The sequence below is a fragment of the Streptomyces sp. CB01201 genome (assembly GCF_002803085.1).
Classification (GTDB): domain Bacteria; phylum Actinomycetota; class Actinomycetes; order Streptomycetales; family Streptomycetaceae; genus Streptomyces; species Streptomyces hundungensis.
On the sequence record NZ_NNBJ01000003.1, the window covers coordinates 314155 to 335523 of the forward strand.

At 72.0% G+C, this 21369-nt stretch carries 18 protein-coding genes; 7 read left to right on the plus strand and 11 right to left on the minus strand.

Features of this window, described 5'->3' with window-relative positions; translation table 11 throughout:
- The first annotated feature begins 11 nt into the window (after nt 1-11).
- From CG740_RS09400 to ybaK, 3 genes are read left to right on the plus strand one after another with little or no spacing between them, the layout of a single operon-like run.
- Nucleotides 12-1049 (plus strand): hypothetical protein, encoded by a 1038-nt coding sequence (locus tag CG740_RS09400; RefSeq protein ID WP_100574547.1) that lies wholly within the window; start codon nt 12-14, stop codon nt 1047-1049.
- 5 nt (nt 1050-1054) lie between these two features.
- On the plus strand, nt 1055-1828 hold the full coding sequence (locus CG740_RS09405) for an LON peptidase substrate-binding domain-containing protein (protein WP_100574548.1): 774 nt from the start codon (nt 1055-1057) through the stop codon (nt 1826-1828).
- A 17-nt stretch (nt 1829-1845) separates the two neighbouring features.
- The gene (gene ybaK, locus CG740_RS09410) at nt 1846-2337 is read left to right on the plus strand and encodes a Cys-tRNA(Pro) deacylase (protein ID WP_100574549.1); all 492 of its coding nucleotides are present in this window, start codon (nt 1846-1848) and stop codon (nt 2335-2337) included.
- A gap of 135 nt (nt 2338-2472) precedes the next feature.
- Here ybaK and CG740_RS09415 read toward each other — a convergent pair whose 3' ends face one another.
- From CG740_RS09415 to CG740_RS09430, 4 genes are all read right to left on the minus strand, one after another.
- Nucleotides 2473-3126: an ABC transporter permease gene (locus CG740_RS09415; RefSeq protein WP_100574550.1), complete on the minus strand. Its 654-nt coding sequence runs from the start codon at nt 3124-3126 to the stop codon at nt 2473-2475.
- Nucleotides 3127-3160: 34 nt separating this feature from the next.
- Nucleotides 3161-3979: an ABC transporter permease gene (locus CG740_RS09420; RefSeq protein ID WP_199846393.1), complete on the minus strand. Its 819-nt coding sequence runs from the start codon at nt 3977-3979 to the stop codon at nt 3161-3163.
- A gap of 23 nt (nt 3980-4002) precedes the next feature.
- Nucleotides 4003-5010: an ABC transporter ATP-binding protein gene (locus tag CG740_RS09425; protein ID WP_100574552.1), complete on the minus strand. Its 1008-nt coding sequence runs from the start codon at nt 5008-5010 to the stop codon at nt 4003-4005.
- 84 nt (nt 5011-5094) lie between these two features.
- A complete protein-coding gene (locus tag CG740_RS09430) occupies nt 5095-6345 on the minus strand; it encodes an NYN domain-containing protein (protein ID WP_100574553.1) in 1251 nt (416 codons plus the stop codon).
- 265 nt (nt 6346-6610) lie between these two features.
- Here CG740_RS09430 and CG740_RS09435 point away from each other — a divergent pair, with 265 nt between their 5' ends.
- Nucleotides 6611-6790, plus strand: a complete 180-nt coding sequence (locus CG740_RS09435; RefSeq protein WP_100574554.1) for a hypothetical protein — start codon at nt 6611-6613, stop codon at nt 6788-6790.
- Between the two features lie 81 nt (nt 6791-6871).
- On the opposite strand, the gene dnaE is transcribed toward CG740_RS09435, so the two are convergent.
- Entirely contained in the window at nt 6872-10417 is a 3546-nt protein-coding gene (gene dnaE / locus CG740_RS09440; RefSeq protein ID WP_199846384.1) for a DNA polymerase III subunit alpha, read from the minus strand.
- Between the two features lie 224 nt (nt 10418-10641).
- On the opposite strand from dnaE, the gene CG740_RS09445 reads away from it, so the two are divergent.
- The 3 genes from CG740_RS09445 to CG740_RS09455 all read left to right on the plus strand — a co-directional run bounded on the left by CG740_RS09445 (nt 10642) and on the right by CG740_RS09455 (nt 13626).
- The gene (locus CG740_RS09445; RefSeq protein ID WP_100574555.1) at nt 10642-11970 is read left to right on the plus strand and encodes a DUF2252 domain-containing protein; all 1329 of its coding nucleotides are present in this window, start codon (nt 10642-10644) and stop codon (nt 11968-11970) included.
- Between the two features lie 113 nt (nt 11971-12083).
- Complete coding sequence (locus CG740_RS09450) at nt 12084-12758, plus strand: hypothetical protein (RefSeq protein ID WP_100574556.1); 675 nt, start codon at nt 12084-12086, stop codon at nt 12756-12758.
- A 58-nt stretch (nt 12759-12816) separates the two neighbouring features.
- On the plus strand, nt 12817-13626 hold the full coding sequence (locus CG740_RS09455; protein ID WP_100574557.1) for a thioredoxin domain-containing protein: 810 nt from the start codon (nt 12817-12819) through the stop codon (nt 13624-13626).
- Nucleotides 13627-13700: 74 nt separating this feature from the next.
- Here the strand turns inward: CG740_RS09455 and CG740_RS09460 are convergent, their stop codons facing one another.
- From CG740_RS09460 to lanKC, 6 genes are all read right to left on the minus strand, one after another.
- Nucleotides 13701-14864, minus strand: a complete 1164-nt coding sequence (locus CG740_RS09460; protein WP_100574558.1) for a sensor histidine kinase — start codon at nt 14862-14864, stop codon at nt 13701-13703.
- Nucleotides 14861-15547, minus strand: coding sequence for a response regulator (locus CG740_RS09465; RefSeq protein ID WP_267895396.1), 687 nt, complete (start codon nt 15545-15547; stop codon nt 14861-14863). Before CG740_RS09465 ends, CG740_RS09460 begins: the two co-directional genes overlap by 4 nt.
- A gap of 91 nt (nt 15548-15638) precedes the next feature.
- Entirely contained in the window at nt 15639-16610 is a 972-nt protein-coding gene (gene rfbB, locus CG740_RS09470) for a dTDP-glucose 4,6-dehydratase (RefSeq protein ID WP_100574560.1), read from the minus strand.
- Nucleotides 16611-16650: 40 nt separating this feature from the next.
- On the minus strand, nt 16651-17718 hold the full coding sequence (locus CG740_RS09475) for a glucose-1-phosphate thymidylyltransferase (RefSeq protein WP_100574561.1): 1068 nt from the start codon (nt 17716-17718) through the stop codon (nt 16651-16653).
- Complete coding sequence (locus tag CG740_RS09480; RefSeq protein ID WP_100574562.1) at nt 17715-18806, minus strand: glycosyltransferase; 1092 nt, start codon at nt 18804-18806, stop codon at nt 17715-17717. The genes CG740_RS09475 and CG740_RS09480 overlap by 4 nt, the downstream gene beginning before the upstream one ends.
- Entirely contained in the window at nt 18790-21366 is a 2577-nt protein-coding gene (gene lanKC, locus CG740_RS09485; protein ID WP_100574563.1) for a class III lanthionine synthetase LanKC, read from the minus strand. Before lanKC ends, CG740_RS09480 begins: the two co-directional genes overlap by 17 nt.
- Nucleotides 21367-21369 lie beyond the last annotated feature (3 nt).

Genomic DNA, 21369 nt, shown 5'->3' on the forward strand with positions numbered 1-21369 from the left:
TGCGGATTTCAATGGTCCACACCATGACATTCGTATCCGCGCTGATCCGCACCGCACGGCGGGCCAGGCATACACCACTTCTCGCCACGGGTCTGCCCGATGGCCGAGAAGTGCTGTTGGATGCCCCCGATGCCCGGCTCGCCCCCGCGCTGGTCTCGGCCGCGCTCGGCGAGTACGAAGTGGCGGCGAAGCTGCTCGCCACCACCCGCGAGCTGGCCGAGTGGGAGAACCGCGACCGCTACACGGTCCGGCTCGCCGCCTTCGCGGTGAGCCGGCCGGAGTGGCTCGCCCACTGGCTGGCCGCATGCCCCCGGGATCCGGACGCCCTGCTCGTCAAGGCCGAGCTGGCGATCGTGCGGGCCTGGGGCTCGCCCGCCCGGGCCGAGCAGCTGCGCGAGGTGGCGCCGCTGATCCACTCGGCGGCCGAGGGCGACCCCGCCGACCCGGTGCCGTGGCGGATCGCCCTGGACCACGCCCGGGGCACGCATGCGCCGCACACCGTTTTCGAGGAGTTGTGGGGCGAGGCCATACACCGGTCCTCGCACCACTACGGCTGCCATGTGGCGGCGCTCCAGTACCTGTCCGCCCAGTGGTACGGCTCGCACCGCGAGTGCTTCGACTTCGCCGAGCGGGCCGCCGAGGACTCCCTGCCGGGCTCCCTGATCCGGGCACTCCCGGCCCGCGCGGCCTTCGCCTATCTGGTGGGCGGCGGCGGCCACGCCATCCCGTACGAGCGGATCGACGCGGCGGCCGATCTCGGCATCGAGCTGTCCGCCGCCTATGAGCCGGGCGACCCGTGGCCGGCCGAGGTCCGCAACCTGCTCGCCTACGTCCTCGTCATGCGCCGGCGCTGGCCGGAGACGCTGGAGGAATTCCGGCGTATCGGGCCGTATGCCACGTCGTTCCCCTGGCTGCATCTGGCCGCCGATCCACTGGGCCAGTACCTGGAACTCCGTGAGTTCGTACGAACCGAGGCCGCCGCGGGCACGCCGTGGGGGCGCGACCGCCACAAGCCCGGACGAGCCCGCTCCGGCGGCCATTACGCTTGAGCGTTGTGACCACCGCACGCCTCCCGCTCTTCCCGCTCAACTCGGTCCTGTTCCCCGGCCTCGTCCTGCCGCTGAACATCTTCGAGGAGCGCTATCGCGCCATGATGCGCGACCTGCTGAAGACCGGCACCGACGCATCAGGCCCCTCCGAGGGCGAGGACGGCGACGAGCCGCGCCGTTTCGCCGTCGTGGCGATCCGGGACGGGCGCGAGGTCGCACCCACCGCGCCCGGGTTCCCCGACCCGACCGCGACGGCCGAGAAGGGCCCCGCCGCGGGCTTCGGCGCCGACCCCGCCCAGGCGTTCCACCGGGTGGGCTGTGTCGCGGACGCGGCCACGATCCGGGAGCGCTCGGACGGCAGCTTCGAGGTGCTGGCCACCGGCACGACCAGGATCCGCATCCTGTCGGTGGACGCGAGCGGGCCGTATCTGACGGCCGAGGTCGAGGAGCTGCCGGAGGAGCCGGGCGAGGAGGCGGGCGCACTCGCCGAGGGCGTCCTGCGCGCGTTCCGCTCGTACCAGAAGCGGCTCGCGGGCGCCCGGGAGCGCTCACTCGCCGGCACCGCGGACCTCCCCGACGAGCCCTCGGTGGTGTCCTACCTCGTCGCCGCGGCCGCGGTCCTGGACGTCCCGGCCAAGCAGCGGCTGCTCCAGGCCCCGGACACGGCGACCCGGCTGCGCGAGGAGCTGCAACTGCTGCGTACGGAGACCGCGGTCATCCGCCATCTGCCCTCGCTGCCCGCGGTGGATCTGACCCGCTCCCCGACCAGCCCCAACTGACCGACCGGAGGGCCGCCTTGGCCAAGAAGAAGCAGAGCGGGGGCACCCCGGCGACGGTGGCCCTGACGGCGGCGGGCACCGCCTTCACCGTGCACGCCTACGAGCACGACCCGGCCGCCGCCTCCTACGGCGAGGAGGCCGCGCAGGCCCTCGGGGTGAGCGCGGAGCGGGTGTTCAAGACGCTGGTCGCCGACGTGGACGGCGAACTGACGGTGGCCGTGGTCCCGGTGGCCGGATCGCTCGACCTCAAGGCGCTCGCCGCCGCGGTCGGCGGCAAGCGGGCCACGATGGCCGACCCGGCGGCCGCCGAACGCACCACCGGCTATGTGCGGGGCGGCATCTCCCCCCTCGGCCAGCGCAAGAGGCTGCGTACGGTCCTGGACGACTCCGCGTCCGGGCACGCCACGATCTGTGTCTCGGCCGGCCGCCGGGGCCTGGAGGTCGAGCTGTCCCCCGCCGACCTGGCGGCCCTCACGGGGGCGCTGGTGGCCCCGATCGGGCGCGTTTAGCACCTCGACGTACCTCCCGTACTCGACTAGAACCCGAGGGCGGGAGGTACGCCCATGTCGAAGCGGACCCGCAAGCGGAAGTGGCGCGTCAAGAAGGGCCGGGCCAACCACGGAAGGCGCCCGGCCTGAGCGTGCCTAGAGGCCGGAGGAGTCCGGCTTTCCCGGTCCCGGGTCCAGCTGCGGCACCTGCCACACGGGATCCGGGTCCCGGGGCCCGAACAGGGCCGTGAGGCCCAGGTGGACGGCCATGGCGGCGACCGGCCAGGCGAGCAGCGCGCCCTTGGCGTCGAGCTTCAGCGGGGCGTCGAAGGTGACGCCCGGTCCGGCCGCCTTCGCGGCGGCCACCACGTCCTGGTTCGGCCCGAGCCAGACGCCCAGGCGCCAGGCGAGGACCGAGCCGAGCAGGCTGCCGATCGCGAGGCCGACGACCAGGGCGATGCCGCCCTTGCGGCGGAACAGGAAGACCGCGGCGGCACTGAGCGCGCCGAGCCCGAGCGCCAGCAAGATGAACGTTCCGTCACCGCCGATCGCCTCCTCCCCCTCGGTGTCCTTGAGGAAGACGGCCTTGTCGTCGGCGATCAGGGGCACGCGCGGAGCGAGCCACAGCCACAGCAGTCCGAGCGCCACTCCGAGCACCGTCACGGCGACGGCGACGAGCGCCGCGTCCCGCAGGTCCTTCCGCATGACCAGCGCCCCCTCACTGGGTTCGGGGCGGGAGCCCCCGGCGTGCGTCTGCCACGGGTCGTTGCCCGGGGGCTGCTCATGGGGCGGTGTCAGAGGTGCGGTCACCCTGACATCGTGCCAGGCGTGCCTGTGGGCTGCCTCACCGGACCGCCGCCCGGCGGTAGGCCCAGGCCGCCACGGCGAGCGAGACGACCCCCACCGCCGCGCACACGCCGAGGTCGAGCCCGATCAGGGCCCAGTCGGGGTGCGCGTCGAAGCCCCGCGCGAAGGCCTCCACCCCGTAGGTGGACGGCAGCAGATCACGCGCGTACGCGATCGGCCCCGGCATCCGGGACGCCGGGAGCACGCCGAGCAGCAGCGCCGCCGACATCCCCAACTGGCCGAACAGCGTGGCGAGTTCCTGCCGGGGAGCGAGCAGCCCGAGGGCCGCGCCGAGTCCGGACAGGGCCGCGCCGGCGAGCGGGATCACCGCGGCCAGGATCCACAGATGCGCCATCGGGAGCCCGAACAGGAGGCAGCCGAAGACGGCGGTGACGAACGTGCCGGGCACGGTGAACGAGGCGTAGGCGGCGGCGGTGCCGAGGACCACGGAGGCGGGCCGCACGGGCAGCGTCGCGTAGTGGTCGAGGCCGCCGTCGGCCCGCAGCCGGCCGAAGTACTGGGCGAGCAGGTTGAGCGCGACGAAGGCGACGACCAGCACGCTGGAGCCGGCCACCACCGAACGGGCCTCGCTGCCGCCGTCCACCACGCCCCGCATCAGGATCATGATGCCGACGGACTGGAAGGTCGCGACGAAGAGGAGCGGGATGCGGGCCACCCGGGCCCGGGAGAGCTGGGCGCGGTAGACCGCGGCGAGCGCGGGCAGCAGACGGGCGCGGGGGGCGAGCGGGGCCGCGTGCGAGGCGCCCGGGCGCCCGGTGGCACCGCTCGCCGAGGCCCGTTCGGCCGCGGCCTCCACACTGCTCTCCAGCGGAATGGCGCTCACGCCTTCACCAGCCCTTCCGTGCGGCCGCCGAGGGCGAGGTAGACGTCTTCGAGGCTCGGCGTGGCCAGGGTGAAGTCGTCGAGGGCGGCGAACGCGGGGCCGCCGGTGACCGTGGCGACGGCGGCGCGGGCCCGTTCGGGGCTGAGCCGCAGCGTCCAGCGCCGGCCGGCCTCCTGGGCCTCGGCGCGCAGCGCGGCGACCTCGGGGACCTCGACGGGGGCGCGGTCGCGCCACACGAGCTCGACCCGCACCTCGTCGGCGACGCGGGCCTTGAGGCCCGCGGGGGTGTCGCAGGCGATGACCCGGCCGCGCTCGATGACGGCGACCCGGTCGAGGACGGTCTCGGCCTCGATCACGTTGTGGGTGACGAGCAGGACGGTCGCGCCGCGCTCGGCCCGCCGCCGGTCGACGGCGGCCCAGACCGCGCGCCGGGCCACCGGGTCCATGCCGGTGGTGGGCTCGTCCAGGACGAGGACGGGGCGCTCGCCGACGAGGGCGGTGGCGAAGCAGGCCAGCCGCCGCTGGCCGCCGGAGAGCTTCTTGAGCGGGCGTCCGGCGATCTCGTCGAGGCCCAGCTCGGCGAGGACGGCGTCGCGTTCGGCGCGGGCCTCGCGCAGGGGGAGCCCGCGCAGCCGGCCGGTGGTCTCGACGGCGAGCGAGACGGTGAGTTCGTCCAGTGCGGTGGACTCCTGGCCGAGGTAGGCGATGAGCCGGGCCGCCCGTTCGGGGTGGCGCACCAGGTCGTGGCCGAGCACGTCGACCGAGCCGGCGTCGGGCCGCATGAGCCCGGTCAGCTGGCGCACCAGGGTGGACTTGCCGGCGCCGTTGGGCCCGAGCAGCCCGAAGATCTCGCCGCGGTGCACTTCGAGGCTGATCCCGTCGGTGGCCCGCACCTCGGGCGTACCGGGCGCACCGCGCCGGCCCCGGGTCGCGGGGTACGTCTTGACCAGGCCCCGCACCGCGCAAACGGTGCCGGCCCGCGCCGCTGCTGTGCCGGTACTCACGGGGAACGAGCCTAAGGGGTCGAAGGACCCGCCCGGCCCCGGGGGCGGCTTAGCGGACCCGCCGAGCCGCCCCCGGCCACCGTGCTACTCGCCGGCCGGCTGGCGTTCGGCGGCGGCCCGCACGTCGATCTCGCGCCAGAAGCCGGCCCGGATCGCGTACCGGTCGTGCTCGTCGATCTGGTCGTCCTTGTGCGCCAGGAGGCCGAACCGGGCGGCGTAGCGCAGGAGTTCACCGTCGATGCGGTGCGGGATGCGCGGGTACATGGTGGACAGCTTCTGGACGTGCGAGGGCTCGGGGAGGCGTTCCATCCAGCGCCGCGCGAAGACCTGGCCCACCTCGTAGGGGTCGCCGCCGACCGTGGTGATGTCCTCCTCGCGGTCGGCCCAGCGCTGCTCGGCGCTGGTGAGCTGGGCAAGCGTCGGCAGCGAGGCGGTCTCGGGGGATTCCCCGAGCGCGGAGCCGGGCCGCTCCACCCAGCCCTTGTCGGAGGACCAGCGCAGAGTCGCCGAGGCCGGCGGCGCGGGGGCGGCCGGGGTGGTGCCGGGGCCGCGCAGGGAGGCCAGGTCCTTCGGGGTGGGTACGCCCTTGGCGCCGGTCGGCGCGGGCACGGAGGCACCGTTCTCGCTGGGGGCCTCGGGGGGTGCGGTGCCGTTGCGGACCGCGGCGGCCTGGGCCTCGGCGGCCCGCTCGGCGGATGCGGCGAGCGCGGACTCGGGCAGCGGCGCGGAGAGGATCGCGGCGATCTCGGGCCGGGGCGCGGGCGCGGGGGCGCAGATCCCGGTGAGGTCGCGGGCGCGGACGGCCTGGGTGATCCAGGCCCGGTCGAGCACCCGGCGCTCGTCGGCCTCGGCGACCAGGTCCTCGGACTGGTTGTAGTCGCCGTCGGCGGCCTGGACGGCCCACAGGTGGACGGCCACACCGTGTTCCTTGGCGGACATCAGGCCCGGCAGCAGATCGCCGTCGCCGGTCACCAGGACGACGTCCGAGCAGGCGCGGTTGCGGGCCAGTTCGGTCAGCTCGGCGTGCATGGCCGCGTCCACGCCCTTCTGCGCCCAGCGGCCGTCGCTGCGGGTCAGGGCGCCCAGGCGAACGGTGACCCTGGGCATCACGCGCAGCCGCCGGTGTTCGGGCTGGGGCACCCGGTCGGGAGCGCCGTCGAACCAGTAGATGCGCAGGAGCGGCTGCTGGGTGTCGGCCTCAGCCCGCTCGCGGAGCCCCTGGATCAGGGCGGCGTGATCGACCGTGATGCGGGAACGGGCCGGTTCTCCGGCCAGCAGACTCGCGGCGGCACCGAGCAGGTAGCCGGCATCCACCAGGACGACGCAGCGGTCCATGCGTTCCACCCTCTTTCGGGAACGGAAAAGCCGAAGAAATAAAGAAATCAGGAACGGGGGTTCGGGAGATCACCGAATGAACTTCGGGTTTCCTTCGAGTCTGCCCGACCGCGCAAGGGTTGAGCACCGGAACTCGATCATCGGCGTGGCGGATTGGCGCGTCACGCCCTGCTCACGCAGCGTAATGATCCGAAATGCGCCCTTTGCCCACCTGTGTGAGTCTGACAGCGGCCCTGGCCCCGAGTTCCCCACAGGAGGCAGCACCATGGCCAAGAACAAGAACCGCAAGTCCGGCAGTCAGCAGGAGCGCTCCGAGGCCGCCGAGCGCGGCCAGGAGCAGTCGAAGTCGACCGCCTTCGAGTCCCAGGCCATGCCCCAGTCGCAGGCCCAGGGCAGCCCGGCGGATGTTGCCCGTAAGCACCAGCGTCGCTTCGGTCATAACTAGCCGTCCTTGAGAAAAAGGGGCGCACCCGATGGGTGCGCCCCTTTCTCGTGCGATGCCGTGACGGAAGGGACTCCGCGCGGCTCAGCCGGCCAGGCAGGACGGGCCGAGCAGCACCTTCAGGTCGCCGAAGAGGGCCGGATCCGGCTGGACCCGGTGCCGGTCGAGCCGCAGCACGGTGGTCGAGCGCGGGCCCTGGAGCTTGATCCGCACCTCGGTGTTGCCCCGGTGGTGCCCCAGGATCTCGCCGAGCCGGCTGACCATCGGCGGGGTGACCTTCACGGTGGGGATGGTCAGCACGACCGGCGCGTTGGTGCCCGCCGACGACAGGTCGGGGACCATCAGCTCCATCGCGACCAGCCGCGGGATGTCCTCGCGCTTGTCGAGCCGGCCCTTGACGAACACCACGGCGTCCTCGACCAGCTGGGTCGACACCAGCTGGTACGTCGCCGGGAAGAACATGCACTCGATGGAGCCGGCCAGGTCCTCGACGGTGGCGATCGCCCAGGCGTTGCCCTGCTTGGTCATCTTGCGCTGGAGGCCCGAGATGATGCCGCCGATGGTGACGATCGAGCCGTCCGAATAGTCCCCGCCGGTGAGCTGGCCGATGCCCGCGTCCGCCTTGTCGGACAGGACGTGCTCCAGGCCGAACAGCGGGTGGTCGGAGACGTACAGGCCGAGCATCTCGCGCTCCTGGGCGAGCAGATAGGACTTCTCCCACTCCACGTCGCCGAACTCGACGTCGAGGCCGAAGCCCGGCTCGCTGCTGTCCTCGTCCATGCCGCCGAAGAGGTCGAACTGGCCCTCGGCCTCCTTGCGCTTGACCTGCACCACGTTGTCGATCATGGGCTCGAACTGGGCGGTCAGGCCCTTGCGGGTGTGGCCCATGGTGTCGAAGGCGCCCGCCTTGATCAGCGATTCCGTGGTGCGCTTGTTGCAGGCGGCGGCCTCGACCTTGTCGAGGTAGTCGGGGAAGGAGGCGAACTTCCCCTTGGCCTTGCGGGAGCGGATGATCGAGTCGACCACGTTGGTGCCGACGTTGCGCACCGCCTCCAGGCCGAACAGGATCACGTCGTCGCCCTGGGCGGCGAAGTTGTGCACCGACTCGTTGACGTTCGGCGGCAGCACCTTGATGCGCATGCGCCGGCACTCGTTGAGGTAGATGGCCGACTTGTCCTTGTCGTCCTTCACCGAGGTGAGCAGCGCCGCCATGTACTCGGCCGGGTAGTTGGCCTTGAGGTACGCGGTCCAGTAGGTGACCAGGCCGTACGCCGAGGAGTGCGCCTTGTTGAACGCGTATCCGGCGAACGGGACCAGGACGTCCCACAGGGCCTGGATCGCCGCGTCGGAGTAGCCCTTCTCCTTGGCGCCGGCCTGGAAGAGGACGAAGTTCTTCGCCAGCTCCTCGGGCTTCTTCTTGCCCATCACGCGGCGCAGGATGTCGGCCTCGCCCAGCGAGTAGCCCGCGACGATCTGGGCGGCCTTCTGCACCTGCTCCTGGTACACGATGAGGCCGTAGGTGAGGCCCAGGGTCTCCTTGAGCGGCTCCTCCAGCTCCGGGTGGATCGGGGTGATCTCCTGGCGGCCGTTCTTGCGCTCGGCGTAGTTCGTGTGCGAGTTCATGCCCATCGGGCCCGGCCGGTACAGGGCCGAGACGGCGGAAATGTCCTCGAAGTTGTCGGGCTGCATCTGGCGCAGCAGCGAACGCATCGGGCCGCCGTCGAACTGGAAGACGCCGAGGGTGTCACCGCGGCAGAGCAGTTCGAAGGTCTTGGGGTCGTCGAGCGGGAGCGAGAGCATCTCCAGGTCGATGCCCTTGTTGGCCTTCACCATCTTGACGGCGTCGTCCATGATGGTCAGGTTCCGCAGACCCAGGAAGTCCATCTTCAGCAGGCCGAGCGACTCGCACTGCGGGTAGTCCCACTGCGTGATGGTGACGCCGTCGGTGTGCCGGACCCAGATCGGCGCGTGGTCGACGATCGGCTCGCTGGACATGATGACGCCGGCCGCGTGCACGCCCATCTGCCGGACCAGGCCCTCGACGCCCTTGGCGGTGTCGATGACCTTCTTCACGTCCGGCTCGTTCTCGTACATCCCCCGGATCTCGCCCGCCTCGCTGTAGCGCGGGTGCTTGGGGTCGGTGATGCCGGAGAGGTCGATGCCCTTGCCGAGGACGTCGGCGGGCATGGCCTTGGTGAGGCGGTCGCCCATCGCGTACGGGTAGCCGAGGACGCGCGCGGAGTCCTTGATGGCGTTCTTCGCCTTGATCTTTCCGTAGGTGCCGATCATGGCGACCTTGTCGGAGCCGTACTTCTCCGTCACGTACCGGATCACCTCGACGCGCCTGCGCTCGTCGAAGTCGATGTCGACATCGGGCATGGAGACGCGCTCGGGGTTGAGGAACCGCTCGAAGATCAGGCCGTGCGTGATCGGGTCGAGGTCGGTGATGCCCATGGCGTACGCGACGATCGAGCCGGCCGCCGAACCCCGGCCGGGGCCGACCGCGATGCCGTTGTTCTTGGCCCACATGATGAAGTCGGCGACGACCAGGAAGTATCCCGGGAACCCCATCTGGATGATGATGTCCATCTCGTACTCCGCCTGCTTCTGGCGGTCGTCGGGGACACCTCCCGGATAGCGGCGCTCCATGCCGACCCGGACTTCCTCCTGGAACCAGGTGACCTCGGTGTAGCCGTCGGGGATCTCGAACTTCGGCATGAGGTTCTTGGCCTCGAACATGCCGCTCGTGTCGATCTGCTCCGCGACGAGCAGGGTGTTGCGGCAGCCCTCCTGCCAGGCGTCCGAGGAGTCCACCGCGTACATCTCATCGGTGGACTTCAGGTAGTAGCCGGTGCCGTCGAAGCGGAAGCGGTCCGGGTCCGAGAGGTTCTTGCCGGTCTGGATGCAGAGCAGGGCGTCGTGCGCGGTCGCCTCGTGGGCGTAGGTGTAGTGCGAGTCGTTGGTGACCAGCGGCGGGATGCCGAGCTTCTTGCCGATCTCCAACAGGCCGTCGCGCACCCGGCGTTCGATCTCGATGCCGTGGTCCATCAGCTCCAGGAAGTACCGGCCCTCGCCGAAGATGTCCTTGTAGTCGGAGGCGGCCTGCACCGCCTCGTCGAACTGGCCGAGCCGCAGCCGGGTCTGGACCTCGCCGGAGGGGCAGCCGGTGGAGGCGATGAGCCCCTCAGACCACTGCGAGATCGTCTCCTTGTCCATCCGGGGCCACTTCTGGAGCCAGCCCTCGGCGTACGCGTCCGAGGAGAGCCGGAAGAGGTTGTGCAGACCGGTCTTGCTCGCCGCCCAGATCGTCTTGTGCGTATAACCACCCGAACCGGACACGTCGTCGCGCTTCTGGTGCGGCTGGCCCCACTGGATCTTGCGCTTGTTGCGCCGCGACTCGGGGGCCACGTACGCCTCGATGCCGATGATCGGCGTGACGCCCGCCTTCTTCGCCGAATGGAAGAAGTCGTAGGCGCCGTGGAGGTTGCCGTGGTCGGACATGGCGATGTGCGTCATGCCCATCTCATTGCAGGCGTCGAACATGTCCTTGAGCCGCGCGGCACCGTCCAGCAGCGAGTACTGGGTGTGGACGTGAAGGTGCGTGAACGGTGTCTTGGACGTGCCAGTCACGGCTGTGGCCTCCAGCGGCAAGGGGGGTTCGCAGAGCGAGGGGGACAGCCTTGGAGTCTACGTCGCCCCGCTGACAGCCGACGGTGAACCTCGGCGCGGGGCGCCCCGGCGAGGAGCGGCGGCCGATCGTCGCGGCGGGCACTCCGGGGTACGGTCGCGCGTTGGTAGGGGCATACCCTGCCCCGATCGTGACGCAGGCAGTACGCACCAGGAGGCACCCAGCGATGTCGGCCCCGCAGCCCAGCGCCCAGGCGCGCGGCGAAGAGATACTCGCCGTATTCGAGACGGCGTTCGGCCGGCTCCTGGCCGCCGACCCGGCGGCCTTCCGGGTCAAGTTCCGCAAGATGGCGGCCTCCGCGTTCGCCTTCTACCGGGGCACGGCCTGCCTGTTCTACGCGGATCTGGAGAAGGAGCGGCACGGCGGCCCCTACCTGGACGAGCGCACCGGCCGGGTCTGGATCCACGGCGACCTGCACGCCGAGAACTTCGGCACGTACATGGACGCCAACGGCCGGCTGATCTTCAACGTCAACGACTTCGACGAGGCGTACGTCGGCCCCTTCACCTGGGACCTGAAGCGGCTCGCCGCCTCGCTCGCGCTGATCGGCTACACCAAGGCGTTCAGCGACGAGCAGATCACCGATCTGGTGCGCACCTACGCGGCCGCCTACCGCGAGCGCATCCACGCGCTCGCCTCCGGCGCCAAGGACGACGAGGTGCCGCCCTTCACGCTGGACACGGCCCAGGGCCCGCTGCTCGGCGCGCTGCGCGACGCCCGCGCCCGCACCCGGTTCGCGCTGCTCGACTCGATGACCGAGATCCGCGACTACGAGCGCCGGTTCACCGAGGGCGACGGCTCGATCGAGCTGGACGCGGCGACGCGCTACAAGGTGCTCGCGGCCTTCGACGGCTATCTGGAGACGCTGCCCGAGGAGAGCCTGGTGCGCCCGGACTCCTACCGGGTGAAGGACGTGGTCGGCCGGCGCGGCATCGGGATCGGCTCGGCCGGGCTGCCCTCGTACAACATCCTGCTCGAAGGGCACAGCGACGCCCTGGAGAACGATGTGGTGATCTACATCAAGCAGGCGCAGACCCCGGCCGTGTCCCGGCACATCACGGACCCGGCGGTGCGCGGCTACTTCGAGCACGAGGGGCACCGCACGGTGATCTCGCAGCGCGCGCTCCAGGCCGCCGCCGACCCGTGGCTTGGCTGGACCGAGCTGGACGGCGCGGGGCAGCTGGTCGCCGAGGTCTCGCCGTACGCCGTGGACCTGGACTGGTCGGACCTCGACGACCCGGACGAGATCACCGCGGTCGTCGCCGACCTCGGCCGGGCCACCGCGGCGATGCACGCGGCGGCGGACGACGAGAGCGGCCACTCGGAGCTGGTCCCGTTCTCCACCGAGCGCGCCATCGACGCGGCGATCGCCGCCGACGAGGAGGGCTTCGCCGCCCTGCTCGTGGACTTCGCGCACTCCTACGGGTCGCGGGCCCGGGCCGACCACCAGATCTTCGTCGACCTGTTCCGCAACGGCCGCATTCCGGGCCTGTAGGCCTTCGCCGTCGGGCCGGGACCAAGTGTTCCGGCCACGACCGGCCGGGCCGGTCCCGCTCTCACCGAACCTTTAGGCACGGCTGACAGCGGGACATGGCACACTCACCCGCGATGGACATATCGAGGACGCAGCTCAGGGCGGCACGCGCGGCGCTTTTCACAGCGCTCGTCGTGACGCTCTCGGCCGCGTCCCACGTGCTGCTCTCACAGGTCCCGCTGCCGCTCCCCCTGGTGGCCGGCGCGGCCGGCGCCGTGTTCGTGATCGCGTACGCCCTGGCCGGGCGCGAGCGCGGCTACTGGGCGATCGCGGGGGCCCTGGTCCCGCTGGAGCTGGCCGCCGACACCCTGTTCACCACGGGCCAGCACGTCTGTTACGGCCCGGCGGGCGGCCCCGTCGCGGGCGCCCTGCGCGCGGTCGGCTTCGACCTGCTGTGCGGCGGCGGCACGCTGGGGGCCGTGCACACCCCGGCCGGCGCGGCCACGCTGCTGACCCACCCGGGGCCGGCCGTCCCGTGGCTGCTGCTCGGCGCACACCTGGCCGTCGGGCTGCTCGCGGCCCTGTGGCTGCGGCGCGGCGAGGCGGCGCTGGCCCGGCTGCTGCGCGCGGTCGGCGTGTTCGCGTTCCGGCCGCTGCTGATCGCGGTCGCCGTGGTGCGGGCCGCCGACGCGCACGGCCGCCCGCTCGCGCGCCCGGCGCACCCCGGGCCCGGCGGCTCGCGCACCCGCCTCCTGGTGCACTCCGTGGCACGAAGGGGACCGCCCCGCCCGGCGCTCGGCGTGCTCTGAGCGCCGAGCCCCCGCAGTCCCCCCTGCTTTCCCCACCTGCCATCCGGAGAAAAAGATCATGAGTTCCCGCAACAGCCAGGCCAACAAGGCTGCCGCCCGCGAGCGGCTGCGAGCGGAGCGCGAGCGCGAGGCCAAGAAGGCCAAGACCCGCCGCCAGCTCATCGTGGCCGGGTCCATCGTCGCCGTCCTCGCCGTAGCCGGCGGAGCGAGCTACGGGATCATGCAGGCCATGAAGCCCAGCGCCTGGGACGCCGCCAAGGACAAGGCCCTGGTGAAGCCCGCCAACTCGGGCAGCGACGGCACGACCGTCGTCATCGGCAAGGCGGACGCGAAGAAGACCCTCGAAATGTACGAGGACCCGCGCTGCCCGATCTGCTCGCAGTTCGAGCAGGCCGTCGGCCCGACGATCAAGAAGGACATCGACGCGGGCAAGTACAAGATCCAGTTCATCGGCGCCACGTTCATCGACAAGGGCAGCCCGGGCACCGGCTCCAAGACCGCCCTGAGCGCGCTCGGCGCGGCCCTGAACGTCAGCCCCGAGGCCTTCCTTGAGTACAAGTCGGCGCTCTACTCGGCGAAGTACCACCCCGAGGAGACCACCGACAAGTTCAAGGACCGCGACTACCTGATCACGATCGCGGACACCGTTCCCGCGCTCAAGGGCAACGCGGCCTTCGACAAGGCGGTCAAGGACGGCACCTACGACAAGTGGGCGCTCGTCATGTCGGACAAGTTCGACAAGAGCGGGGTCCAGGGCACGCCCACCCTGAAGATGGACGGCAAGAAGATCACCGCGGAGGGCTCGGACAACGCTCCCTCGGACCCGGCCTCCTTCACCGCCGCGATCGACAAGGCGCTCAAGGGCTGATCCCTCGGCGGGCTGATCCCCCACGCCTGTGAACGGGCGGTCCGAACCTCCGGGTCCGGACCGCCCGTTCGGCGTCAGGGCCGGTGTGTGTACCGCGGGGGATAGACGCCGTGCAGGAGGTAGCCGCCGTCGTCCGTGCGGCCGGCCCACACCTTGCCGCCCGCCAGCTGGGCACGTTCGCGCAGTCCGGTCAGGCCGAACCCGCTCGTGGGCAGGCCCAGGGGCAAAGTGCCGGAAGGGGGCGGGGCGTTACGGATCCGTACGTGCAGGTGCTGGTCCGTCTCGCACAGATGGATGTCGATGGCCGCGCCCGGCGCGTGCTTGGAGGCGTTCGTCAAACCCTCCTGGACGGTACGGAACGCGGCCCGCTGCACCGTCTCCGACCAGGCCGCGGCGCCCGTCCCGACCAGCGCGACCTCGGCACGGAACGCGGCGTCCAGGCCGCTGTCGGCGATGAGCTGGGGCAGATCGGCGAGGCGCGGCTGCGGGGCACGGACGTCGACGGTGCCCCCGGACGCGCGCAGGACTCCGAGCATCTGGCGCAGCTCGCCCAGGGTGGTGGCGGCCAGCGTCCTGACCGTACGCGCGCTCTCGTGGACCCGCGGATCGGTGGTGGAGACCTGGAGGGCCGCGGACTGCACGCTGATCAGGCTGACCTTGTGGGCGATCACGTCGTGCATCTCCCGGGCCAGGCGGGCCCGTTCCCCTGCCAGCACCTGCTGGGTGAGCAGGTCGTTCTCGCGCACCCGTGACACTTCGAGTTCCGCCAGCCGGGCGGCCAGCTCGCCCCGGGTGCGGGTCAGCATCCCGAGAACGGCGGGTGCGATGCAGATCATCGCGTATGCGGTCGTGCGGGCGATGTCGTCGAGGGAGGCGACGCTCATCCGCGGGTACGCGGCGGTGTGCTGCTCGCAGTACGCGAAGACCATGGCACAGCCGACGGGGACCCAGCGGCGGCGGCTGTGCAGCGCCACCATGTAGAGGGCGGACAGCGGCGGGACGTCGGCTCCCGCGTACAGGGAGGGCAGGACGGCGAAGAAGACCGCCAGGGGGAAGCGGTCGGCCGCGAACAGGAGCAGCGGCGTGATGAGCAGGAGGAACGTCTTCAGCCCCGCGTGCGCGTCGGTGGCGGAGAGGTCCGCCGTCATGAGCGCGCATTCGACGGCGGGACCACCGATGCCGAGGAGGATCCAGGACCGCCGCGCGCGCAGCCAGGACCGCAGCCGGCCGGCGCTCATGCCCGGTCTCGGGGCCGGTCCAGCAGACCCGCGCGTTCGGCGATCACCGCGGCCTGCACCCGGTTGTCGCACCCGAGTTTGGTCATCAGGGCGCTGAGGTGGTCCTTGACCGTGCTGGGGGAGAGCTGGAGGCGCTCGGCTATCTGCGTGTTCGTCAGGCCGTGCCCGAGCAGCGTCAGCGCCCGTTGCTCCCTGGGGCTGAGCGCGTCGACGGCGTGGGCCGCGCCTTTCGTGCCGGTGCTGTGCGCGAGGTATCCGTCGATGATCGACGGTGCGACGCTGGAGGACAGCGGCCGGCCGCCGGAGGCGAGCGCCCTTACCTCCCACAGGAGTTGCTCGGGATCGGTGTCCTTCAACAGATAACCCGCCGCGCCCTGGTGCAGTGCCGTGTGGACGAAGTCGTCCGAGGCGAACGCCGTGAGCATGGCGACGACGGGCGGAGGCGTCAGGGCGCGCAGCTGGGCCAGGACGGCGAGGCCGTCGATGCCCGGCATCTGGATGTCGAGCAGCACCACGTCCGGTTGGTGCCGGGTGACTGTAGCGCGGGCGTCGGGCCCGTCGCACGTCGCGACGACGTCGATGTCGGGCGCGCTGCCGAGGATGATCTGCAGCCCGGAGCGCATGAGCTCTTCGTCGTCGACCACCACGACCCGGAGCACGGGCACTCCGTCCGAGCTGTGCACGCGCCCCACCCCTGCCGCCCCTGTACCGACTATCGGACTTCACTGTACGCACACCGGTCGCGTGCGACGCACGGTGGTCTGCGGGGATCGGCTACGCGGCCGTCGCGGAGACCGGCCGCCACCAGCCGCGATTGCGCCGGTACCAGGCGACCGTCTCCGCAAGGCCCTCGTCGAAGGAGCGCTCGGGCCGGTATCCCAGCTCGTCCCGTATCTTCGCCGAGTCGACCGAGTAGCGCAGATCGTGGCCCTTGCGGTCCGGCACGTGCTCGACGCTGTCCCAGTCGGCTCCGCACGCCTGGAGCAGCCGTGCCGTGAGCTCCCTGTTCGTCAGTTCCGTGCCGCCGCCGACGTTGTAGACCTCGCCGGGGCGGCCTCCTTCGAGGACCAGGCGGATGGCGCGGCAGTGGTCCTCGACGTGCAGCCAGTCCCGGATCTGGCGGCCGTCGCCGTAGAGCGGGACCCGGCCGCCCGCCAGGAGCCGGGTGATGAAGAGCGGGATCACCTTCTCGGGGAACTGGTGGGTGCCGTAGTTGTTGGAACAGCGCGTGATGCGGACGTCGAGCCCGTGGGTGCGGTGGTAGGCGAGGGCCAGCAGATCGGAACCCGCTTTGGCCGCCGCATAGGGCGAGTTGGGGGCGAGCGGCTGCTCCTCCGTCCAGGAGCCGGCGGCGATCGAGCCGTACACCTCGTCGGTGGAGACATGGACGAAGGTGCCCGTCCCCACCCGGGCCGCCGCCTCCAGCAGGGTCTGGGTGCCGACCACGTTGGTGGAGGCGAAGGAACGCCCGTCGGCGATGGAGCGGTCGACGTGCGATTCGGCGGCGAGGTGCACCACCGCGTCGTGCTCGGCGAGCAGCCGGTCCACGCGGTCCCGGTCCAGGATGTCGCCCCGGACGAAGCTCAGCCGGGGGTCCTCCTGCACGTCGCGGAGGTTGGCGGGGTTCCCCGCGTACGTCAGGGCGTCCAGGACGGTGACCGCCCGGTCCGTCGTGTCGTCGGCCAGGAGGGAACGGACCAGATGGGAGCCGATGAAGCCGGCTCCCCCGGTGACGAGGATCTTCATGACGGATGCTGTCCTTCGCTGTGGGTGCGGGGCGGGCGGGTCAGGAGGCGAGCTGGATGCGACTGTGGTCTCCCAGGACGAGGCGGTGGGCGCGCGGTGCCAGGGCCGCGCCCGTCACCCGTACCGAACGGCCGATGAGCGAGCCCTCGATCCGACCGGCCTGCTCGATCCGGGCGTCCCGCAGGATGAGGGAGTACTCCACGTCGCTCCCGGTGATCGCACAGCCCTCGGCGATCGAGGTGGCCGGCCCGATCCGGGAGTCCTGGACGAGGCTGCCCGCCCCGACGACGGCCGGACCCACGACCGTCGAGCGGACGATCCGGGCACCCGCCTCGATGCGGACCGGGCCGACCAGGACGCTGGTCGCGTCGACGTCGCCCAGGACGGCGCCCTCGATGTCGGCCAGGACCCGCCGGTTGACTTCGAGCATGTCGGTGACGTCGCCGGTGTCCTTCCAGTAGCCGTCGATGGCTCCGGCCCGGACGTCGTGCCCCGAGTCGACGAGCCACTGAAGGGCGTCGGTGATCTCCAGTTCCCCGCGCGCCGAGGGTTCGATGGCCTCGATCGCCCGGTGCACGGCGCTCGTGAAGAAGTAGACGCCGACGACCGCGAGGTCGCTGCGGGGCTCACGCGGTTTCTCCTGGAGCCGGATCACCCGTCCGTCCGGGCCGAGTTCGGCCACCCCGAACCGGGTGGGATCCGGTACGCGCGTGACGAGGATGCGGGCGTCGGGCGCGGTGGCCCGGAAATCCTCGGCCGGACCCTTGATGCCACCGATCACGAAGTTGTCCCCGAGGTACATCACGAAGTCGTCCTCGCCGAGCCAGCCGCGCGCCAGGCGGACGGCATGGGCCAGCCCCAGGGGGCGCGGCTGATGGACGTACGTGATCCGGGCGCCGAACCGTGACCCGTCGCCGAGGGCCGCACGGATCTCCGGCGCGGTGTCCCCGACCACCACGCCGATCTCGACGACTCCCGCCTCGACGATCGACTCGATGCCGTAGAAGAGGACGGGCTTGTTGGCGACGGGCACCAGTTGTTTGGCGGCGGTGTGCGTGATGGGCCGCAGCCTGCTGCCGGTGCCTCCGGCCAGAACGAGTGCCTTCACGGCCGGCCGCCCCCGAACCCGTACTCCCCGGCGTCCTGCGCCGGCACGCCGCCGTGCCGGGCGACCACCTCGTCGATCAGCGCGAACTGGGCGGGCCGGGTGCGCCGGACCAGTGCCTGGACACGCAGGGCGTGCTCCGCCGTGACGCACGCCAGCGGCAGGGCCACGAGGTAGCGGCCGCGCTCCGGTACCAGGAGCAGGTCGGCCCCTGTCCCCCCGAGCCCCTCGGTCCCTTCCGCCAGTTCCGCCTCCGGGTCGCCGGACCAGCCGGCCGGCCGGACGAACTCCGCGGAGGCGGCCATCCGCCGGAGCCAGGCCCGGGTGTCCGCGGCGCACGCGCGGCGGAAGGCGGCCTCGTGGCGGTGCTCGCCCAGTTCGCACAGGGCCGCGTGCGCCCGCGCGGCATCCTCGAACACGGCGACGGGCAGGCGTCGGCGCGGGGTGATGCCGTGCCTGCGGGTGCCGGTGTCGGCCAGGAGCCGGACCGTGCGGTCGAGGACGGTCGAGAAGCGCGTGCGCGCGTCGGCGAGCCGCAGCCACAGGTCCCAGTCCTCCGCGCCGGAACCGGCGCGCCAGCCGCCCACCGCTTCCGCGAGCCCGCGCCGGTGGGCCACCCGGGACGGTTCGAAGACGGGCCCCAGGGTCTGGACTTCGGGATGCCAGCACAGGTCCAGCGCCCGGGAGACCGAAGTCACCCGGCCGTGCCGGTCGGCGATCTCGAAGCCGGTCGCCACGAAGCCGGCGCCGGCGGCGAAGGCGTCCAGCAGAGCGCGCAGATGGCCCGGATACCAGAGGTCGTCGTGGTCCAGGTAGGCCACGTACGCGCCGCGGGCCTCGGCGAGGCCGCGGTTGCGCGGCCCGCTGGGGTGCCCGTGGCGTTCGGCGCGGATCAGCCGGATGCGCGGATCGGTACGGGCCCGGTCGCGGACCCAGTCGTCCGTGTCATCGGTGCTGCCGTCGGAGACGACCAGCATCTCCCAGTCCGTGACGGACTGGGCGCTGACGGAATCGAGGGTGTCGGTGATCGGCCGGGACCGGTTGAAGGTCGGGCAGATCACCGAAACCCGGGGCTCATGCGGCGTGGTCATCCGGTCCTCCGGTACGGCCCGGCAGGAACGGCAGCCCGGAACCGGAGGTGCCGAGGACGGAGTCGAGAGCCAGGAGCACCCCCGCCGAGCCGGTGGCGAGATCCGTGGACAGCCGCAGGTTGTGGTCGCCGAGGAAGAGCGGTCCGCCCTCGCGCGGAACGGCGTGCCACCCCAGACCGGCGAGGTGCTCCCGGAGGGCGTCCGCGGTGGTCTCGGTGCCGTCCCGCAGGTGCCCCAGGGCCAGGGTGACTCCGGCGCGGCCGTGGTAGAGGCCGCTGTGCAGCATGAACCGCTGCCGGGTGGCAGCGCGGAACGCGTCCAGCGCGGCGGTCAGTCCGGGATCGTCCCGGTGGCGCAGGAGTTCGCGCAGCACCATGCCCAGGCCGCCGCTGCCGAAGGCGATCAGCGGTGTCCGCCAGGGGGCCTGGTCCGACCGGTCACCGCCGGGCGGCCAGCCGAGGTCGGCCAGGTCGGTGCGTACCGCCTCGACCGCCTGATGCAGGAACGTGGGGTCGGACGTCTCCTCGTGCAGGCGCACCAGGAAGAGCGCGGCGCCCGCGCCGCCGTGCAGCAGGCCGGGGCGCGCCGCGGTGTCCCGCTTCCCGGCCCGGGAACGGCCGGTGAGCGTGTCGGCCAGCTCCAGGCACTGGTCGAGCAGCGCGGCGTCCGCCGTGGTGCGGGCGAAGTGCAGCAGGACGAGGCCGAGCCCGGCCAGTCCGCCGGAGAGCCCTTCGCCCATGCCGTCCCGGGGCAGGCGGAGGGCGCGTTCCAGTAGTTCACGGCCCTGGCCGGGACGGCCGAGCCGGTCCAGGGCGAAGGCGATGCCGCCGAGCCCGTCGTAGAGGCCCGCCCGGGGATCGGGCAGCCGGCCGGCGGCCCGGATCAGCCAGTCGATGTGCTCGGGCGGTGCCTGCGTACCCGTCTCGGCCAGTGCCCAGAGGACCCCGGCCGCGCCGGTGGCGAGGTTCACGCCGCCACCGGGAGTGCGGAACTGCTCGATGTCGCCGGGGAAGAGCCGGTCGTCGCGGTCCGGGGTGGCGGTGGACAGGATGCCGTCGGCGAGGTCCGCGCGCAGCACGGGCCAGTCACGGGCCGTGGACAGCGGCCATACGGGGCTGCCGGGGCCGGTCGGCGCGCCGGCCCGGGCGGGCCCGGGCGCTTGGAGGTCGCGGCGCACCCGGTCCTCGAAGTCGGCGGGGACCGGAAATCTCCCGGTGACCAGCTGGATGAGCTGGTCGAGCTTGGCGGGCGACCACGTCATGACGACGGTCAGCGGGAGGAAGACCGCCAGGCGCAGGCAGCCGAGGGCGTAGCGGTCGACGGCGGTCCCGGTGCAGTGCTCCGGGGCCCGGAATCCCGGGGCGGCGATGACCTGCCCGCACTCGTCCTCGGCCGCGCTGCTCGCCTCGAAGTCGATGAAGCGGATCGTGCCGTCGGCGCTGACCAGGATGTTGTTCGGATGCAGGTCGCCGAAGACGACGCCCCGCCCGTGCATCGCCTCGACGGCCTGTTCCACCTGGTCCAGGAGGCCGGTCGCCCACGCGGCGTAGGCGGTGTACTCCGTCTCCGGCAGGTCGGCGTTGACCAGGGGGTTGCGCCGGTGGACCTCCTGGATGAGGGCCGGTCCGTCCACGAACTCCCGGGCCAGGAAGTAGTGCTCGCGCCCGACCCGGTAGTCGTACAGGGCGGGTACGCAGTTCAGACCCGCGAGCCGGTCCAGTGCCCAGCGCTCGCGTTCCAGGCGGGTGACGGCGTCCGCGTCGGCGTCGTCGAGTCCGGCCAGCGGCCGGGCCTCCTTGAGGAGCACGACGCCGCCGTCGCGGGTGTCGGTGGCCTTGTACACCCCGCCGCCGTTGGAGAAGTGGAGGGCCTTGGTGGCACGGAAGGGGAAGTCGTCGAGCGTGCCCGCGTTGCGGGCGGCGAGCGACTCGGCCAGGCAGTCGGGGATCTCCACCCACTCCGGCGGCCGGAAACCCGGTCCGCGGACATCGGGCACCAGCCTGCCCTCGGGGTCCTCGATGCAGAAGACCTCACGGCCGGATGCGTCCAGGACCGTGCGCAGGGCGAATCCGCCGTAGCGCACGAAGAGGGGGCCGGACCGCCAGCGCAGGTCGCTGAGGATGTAGGGGCCCCGCTCGCCGTCGAGCAGTGCGCCCAGTTCGGTCAGTACCGTGGCCAACTGCTCCTCGCCGGTGGGGTACAGGGCGATGAACTTGCCGCTCGCGCTGCGGTCCCCGTACTTGCCGTTGCGCCGGCGCAGGATCTGGGGGCCGCGGATGAACTTGAAGGCGATGTCGCGCGGCTCGCAGTACTGCCGGACGACATCGAGTACGCGTCCGGCGTTGTCGAGCGTGGCCGAGACATGGATCTTCCAGCCCTGCGCGGGAAGCGTCACCCGGTCCGGGACGAGCGAGACCCAGTGGGAGTTGATGGTCCGCGTCCACCCCGGCGCGAGGTCGGCGCGCGCGGCCGGGAAGTCGTCCGCGTCCGACGGGGCGGTGGCGGGGACGTCGTAGAAGGGGACGCCGGGCGGGCAGTATTCCAGGTATCGGATGTCCACTGA

Coding starts and splice junctions, on each gene's coding strand:
- CG740_RS09450 (WP_100574556.1), top strand. CDS start 12,084: ATGGACATATCGAGGACGCAGCTCAGGGCGGCACGCGCGGCGCTTTTC.
- CG740_RS09400 (WP_100574547.1), top strand. CDS start 12: ATGGTCCACACCATGACATTCGTATCCGCGCTGATCCGCACCGCACGG.
- CG740_RS09455 (WP_100574557.1), top strand. CDS start 12,817: ATGAGTTCCCGCAACAGCCAGGCCAACAAGGCTGCCGCCCGCGAGCGG.
- CG740_RS09430 (WP_100574553.1), bottom strand. CDS start 6,345: ATGGACCGCTGCGTCGTCCTGGTGGATGCCGGCTACCTGCTCGGTGCC.
- CG740_RS09480 (WP_100574562.1), bottom strand. CDS start 18,806: ATGACCACGCCGCATGAGCCCCGGGTTTCGGTGATCTGCCCGACCTTC.
- CG740_RS09460 (WP_100574558.1), bottom strand. CDS start 14,864: ATGAGCGCCGGCCGGCTGCGGTCCTGGCTGCGCGCGCGGCGGTCCTGG.
- rfbB (WP_100574560.1), bottom strand. CDS start 16,610: ATGAAGATCCTCGTCACCGGGGGAGCCGGCTTCATCGGCTCCCATCTG.
- CG740_RS09435 (WP_100574554.1), top strand. CDS start 6,611: ATGGCCAAGAACAAGAACCGCAAGTCCGGCAGTCAGCAGGAGCGCTCC.
- CG740_RS09445 (WP_100574555.1), top strand. CDS start 10,642: ATGTCGGCCCCGCAGCCCAGCGCCCAGGCGCGCGGCGAAGAGATACTC.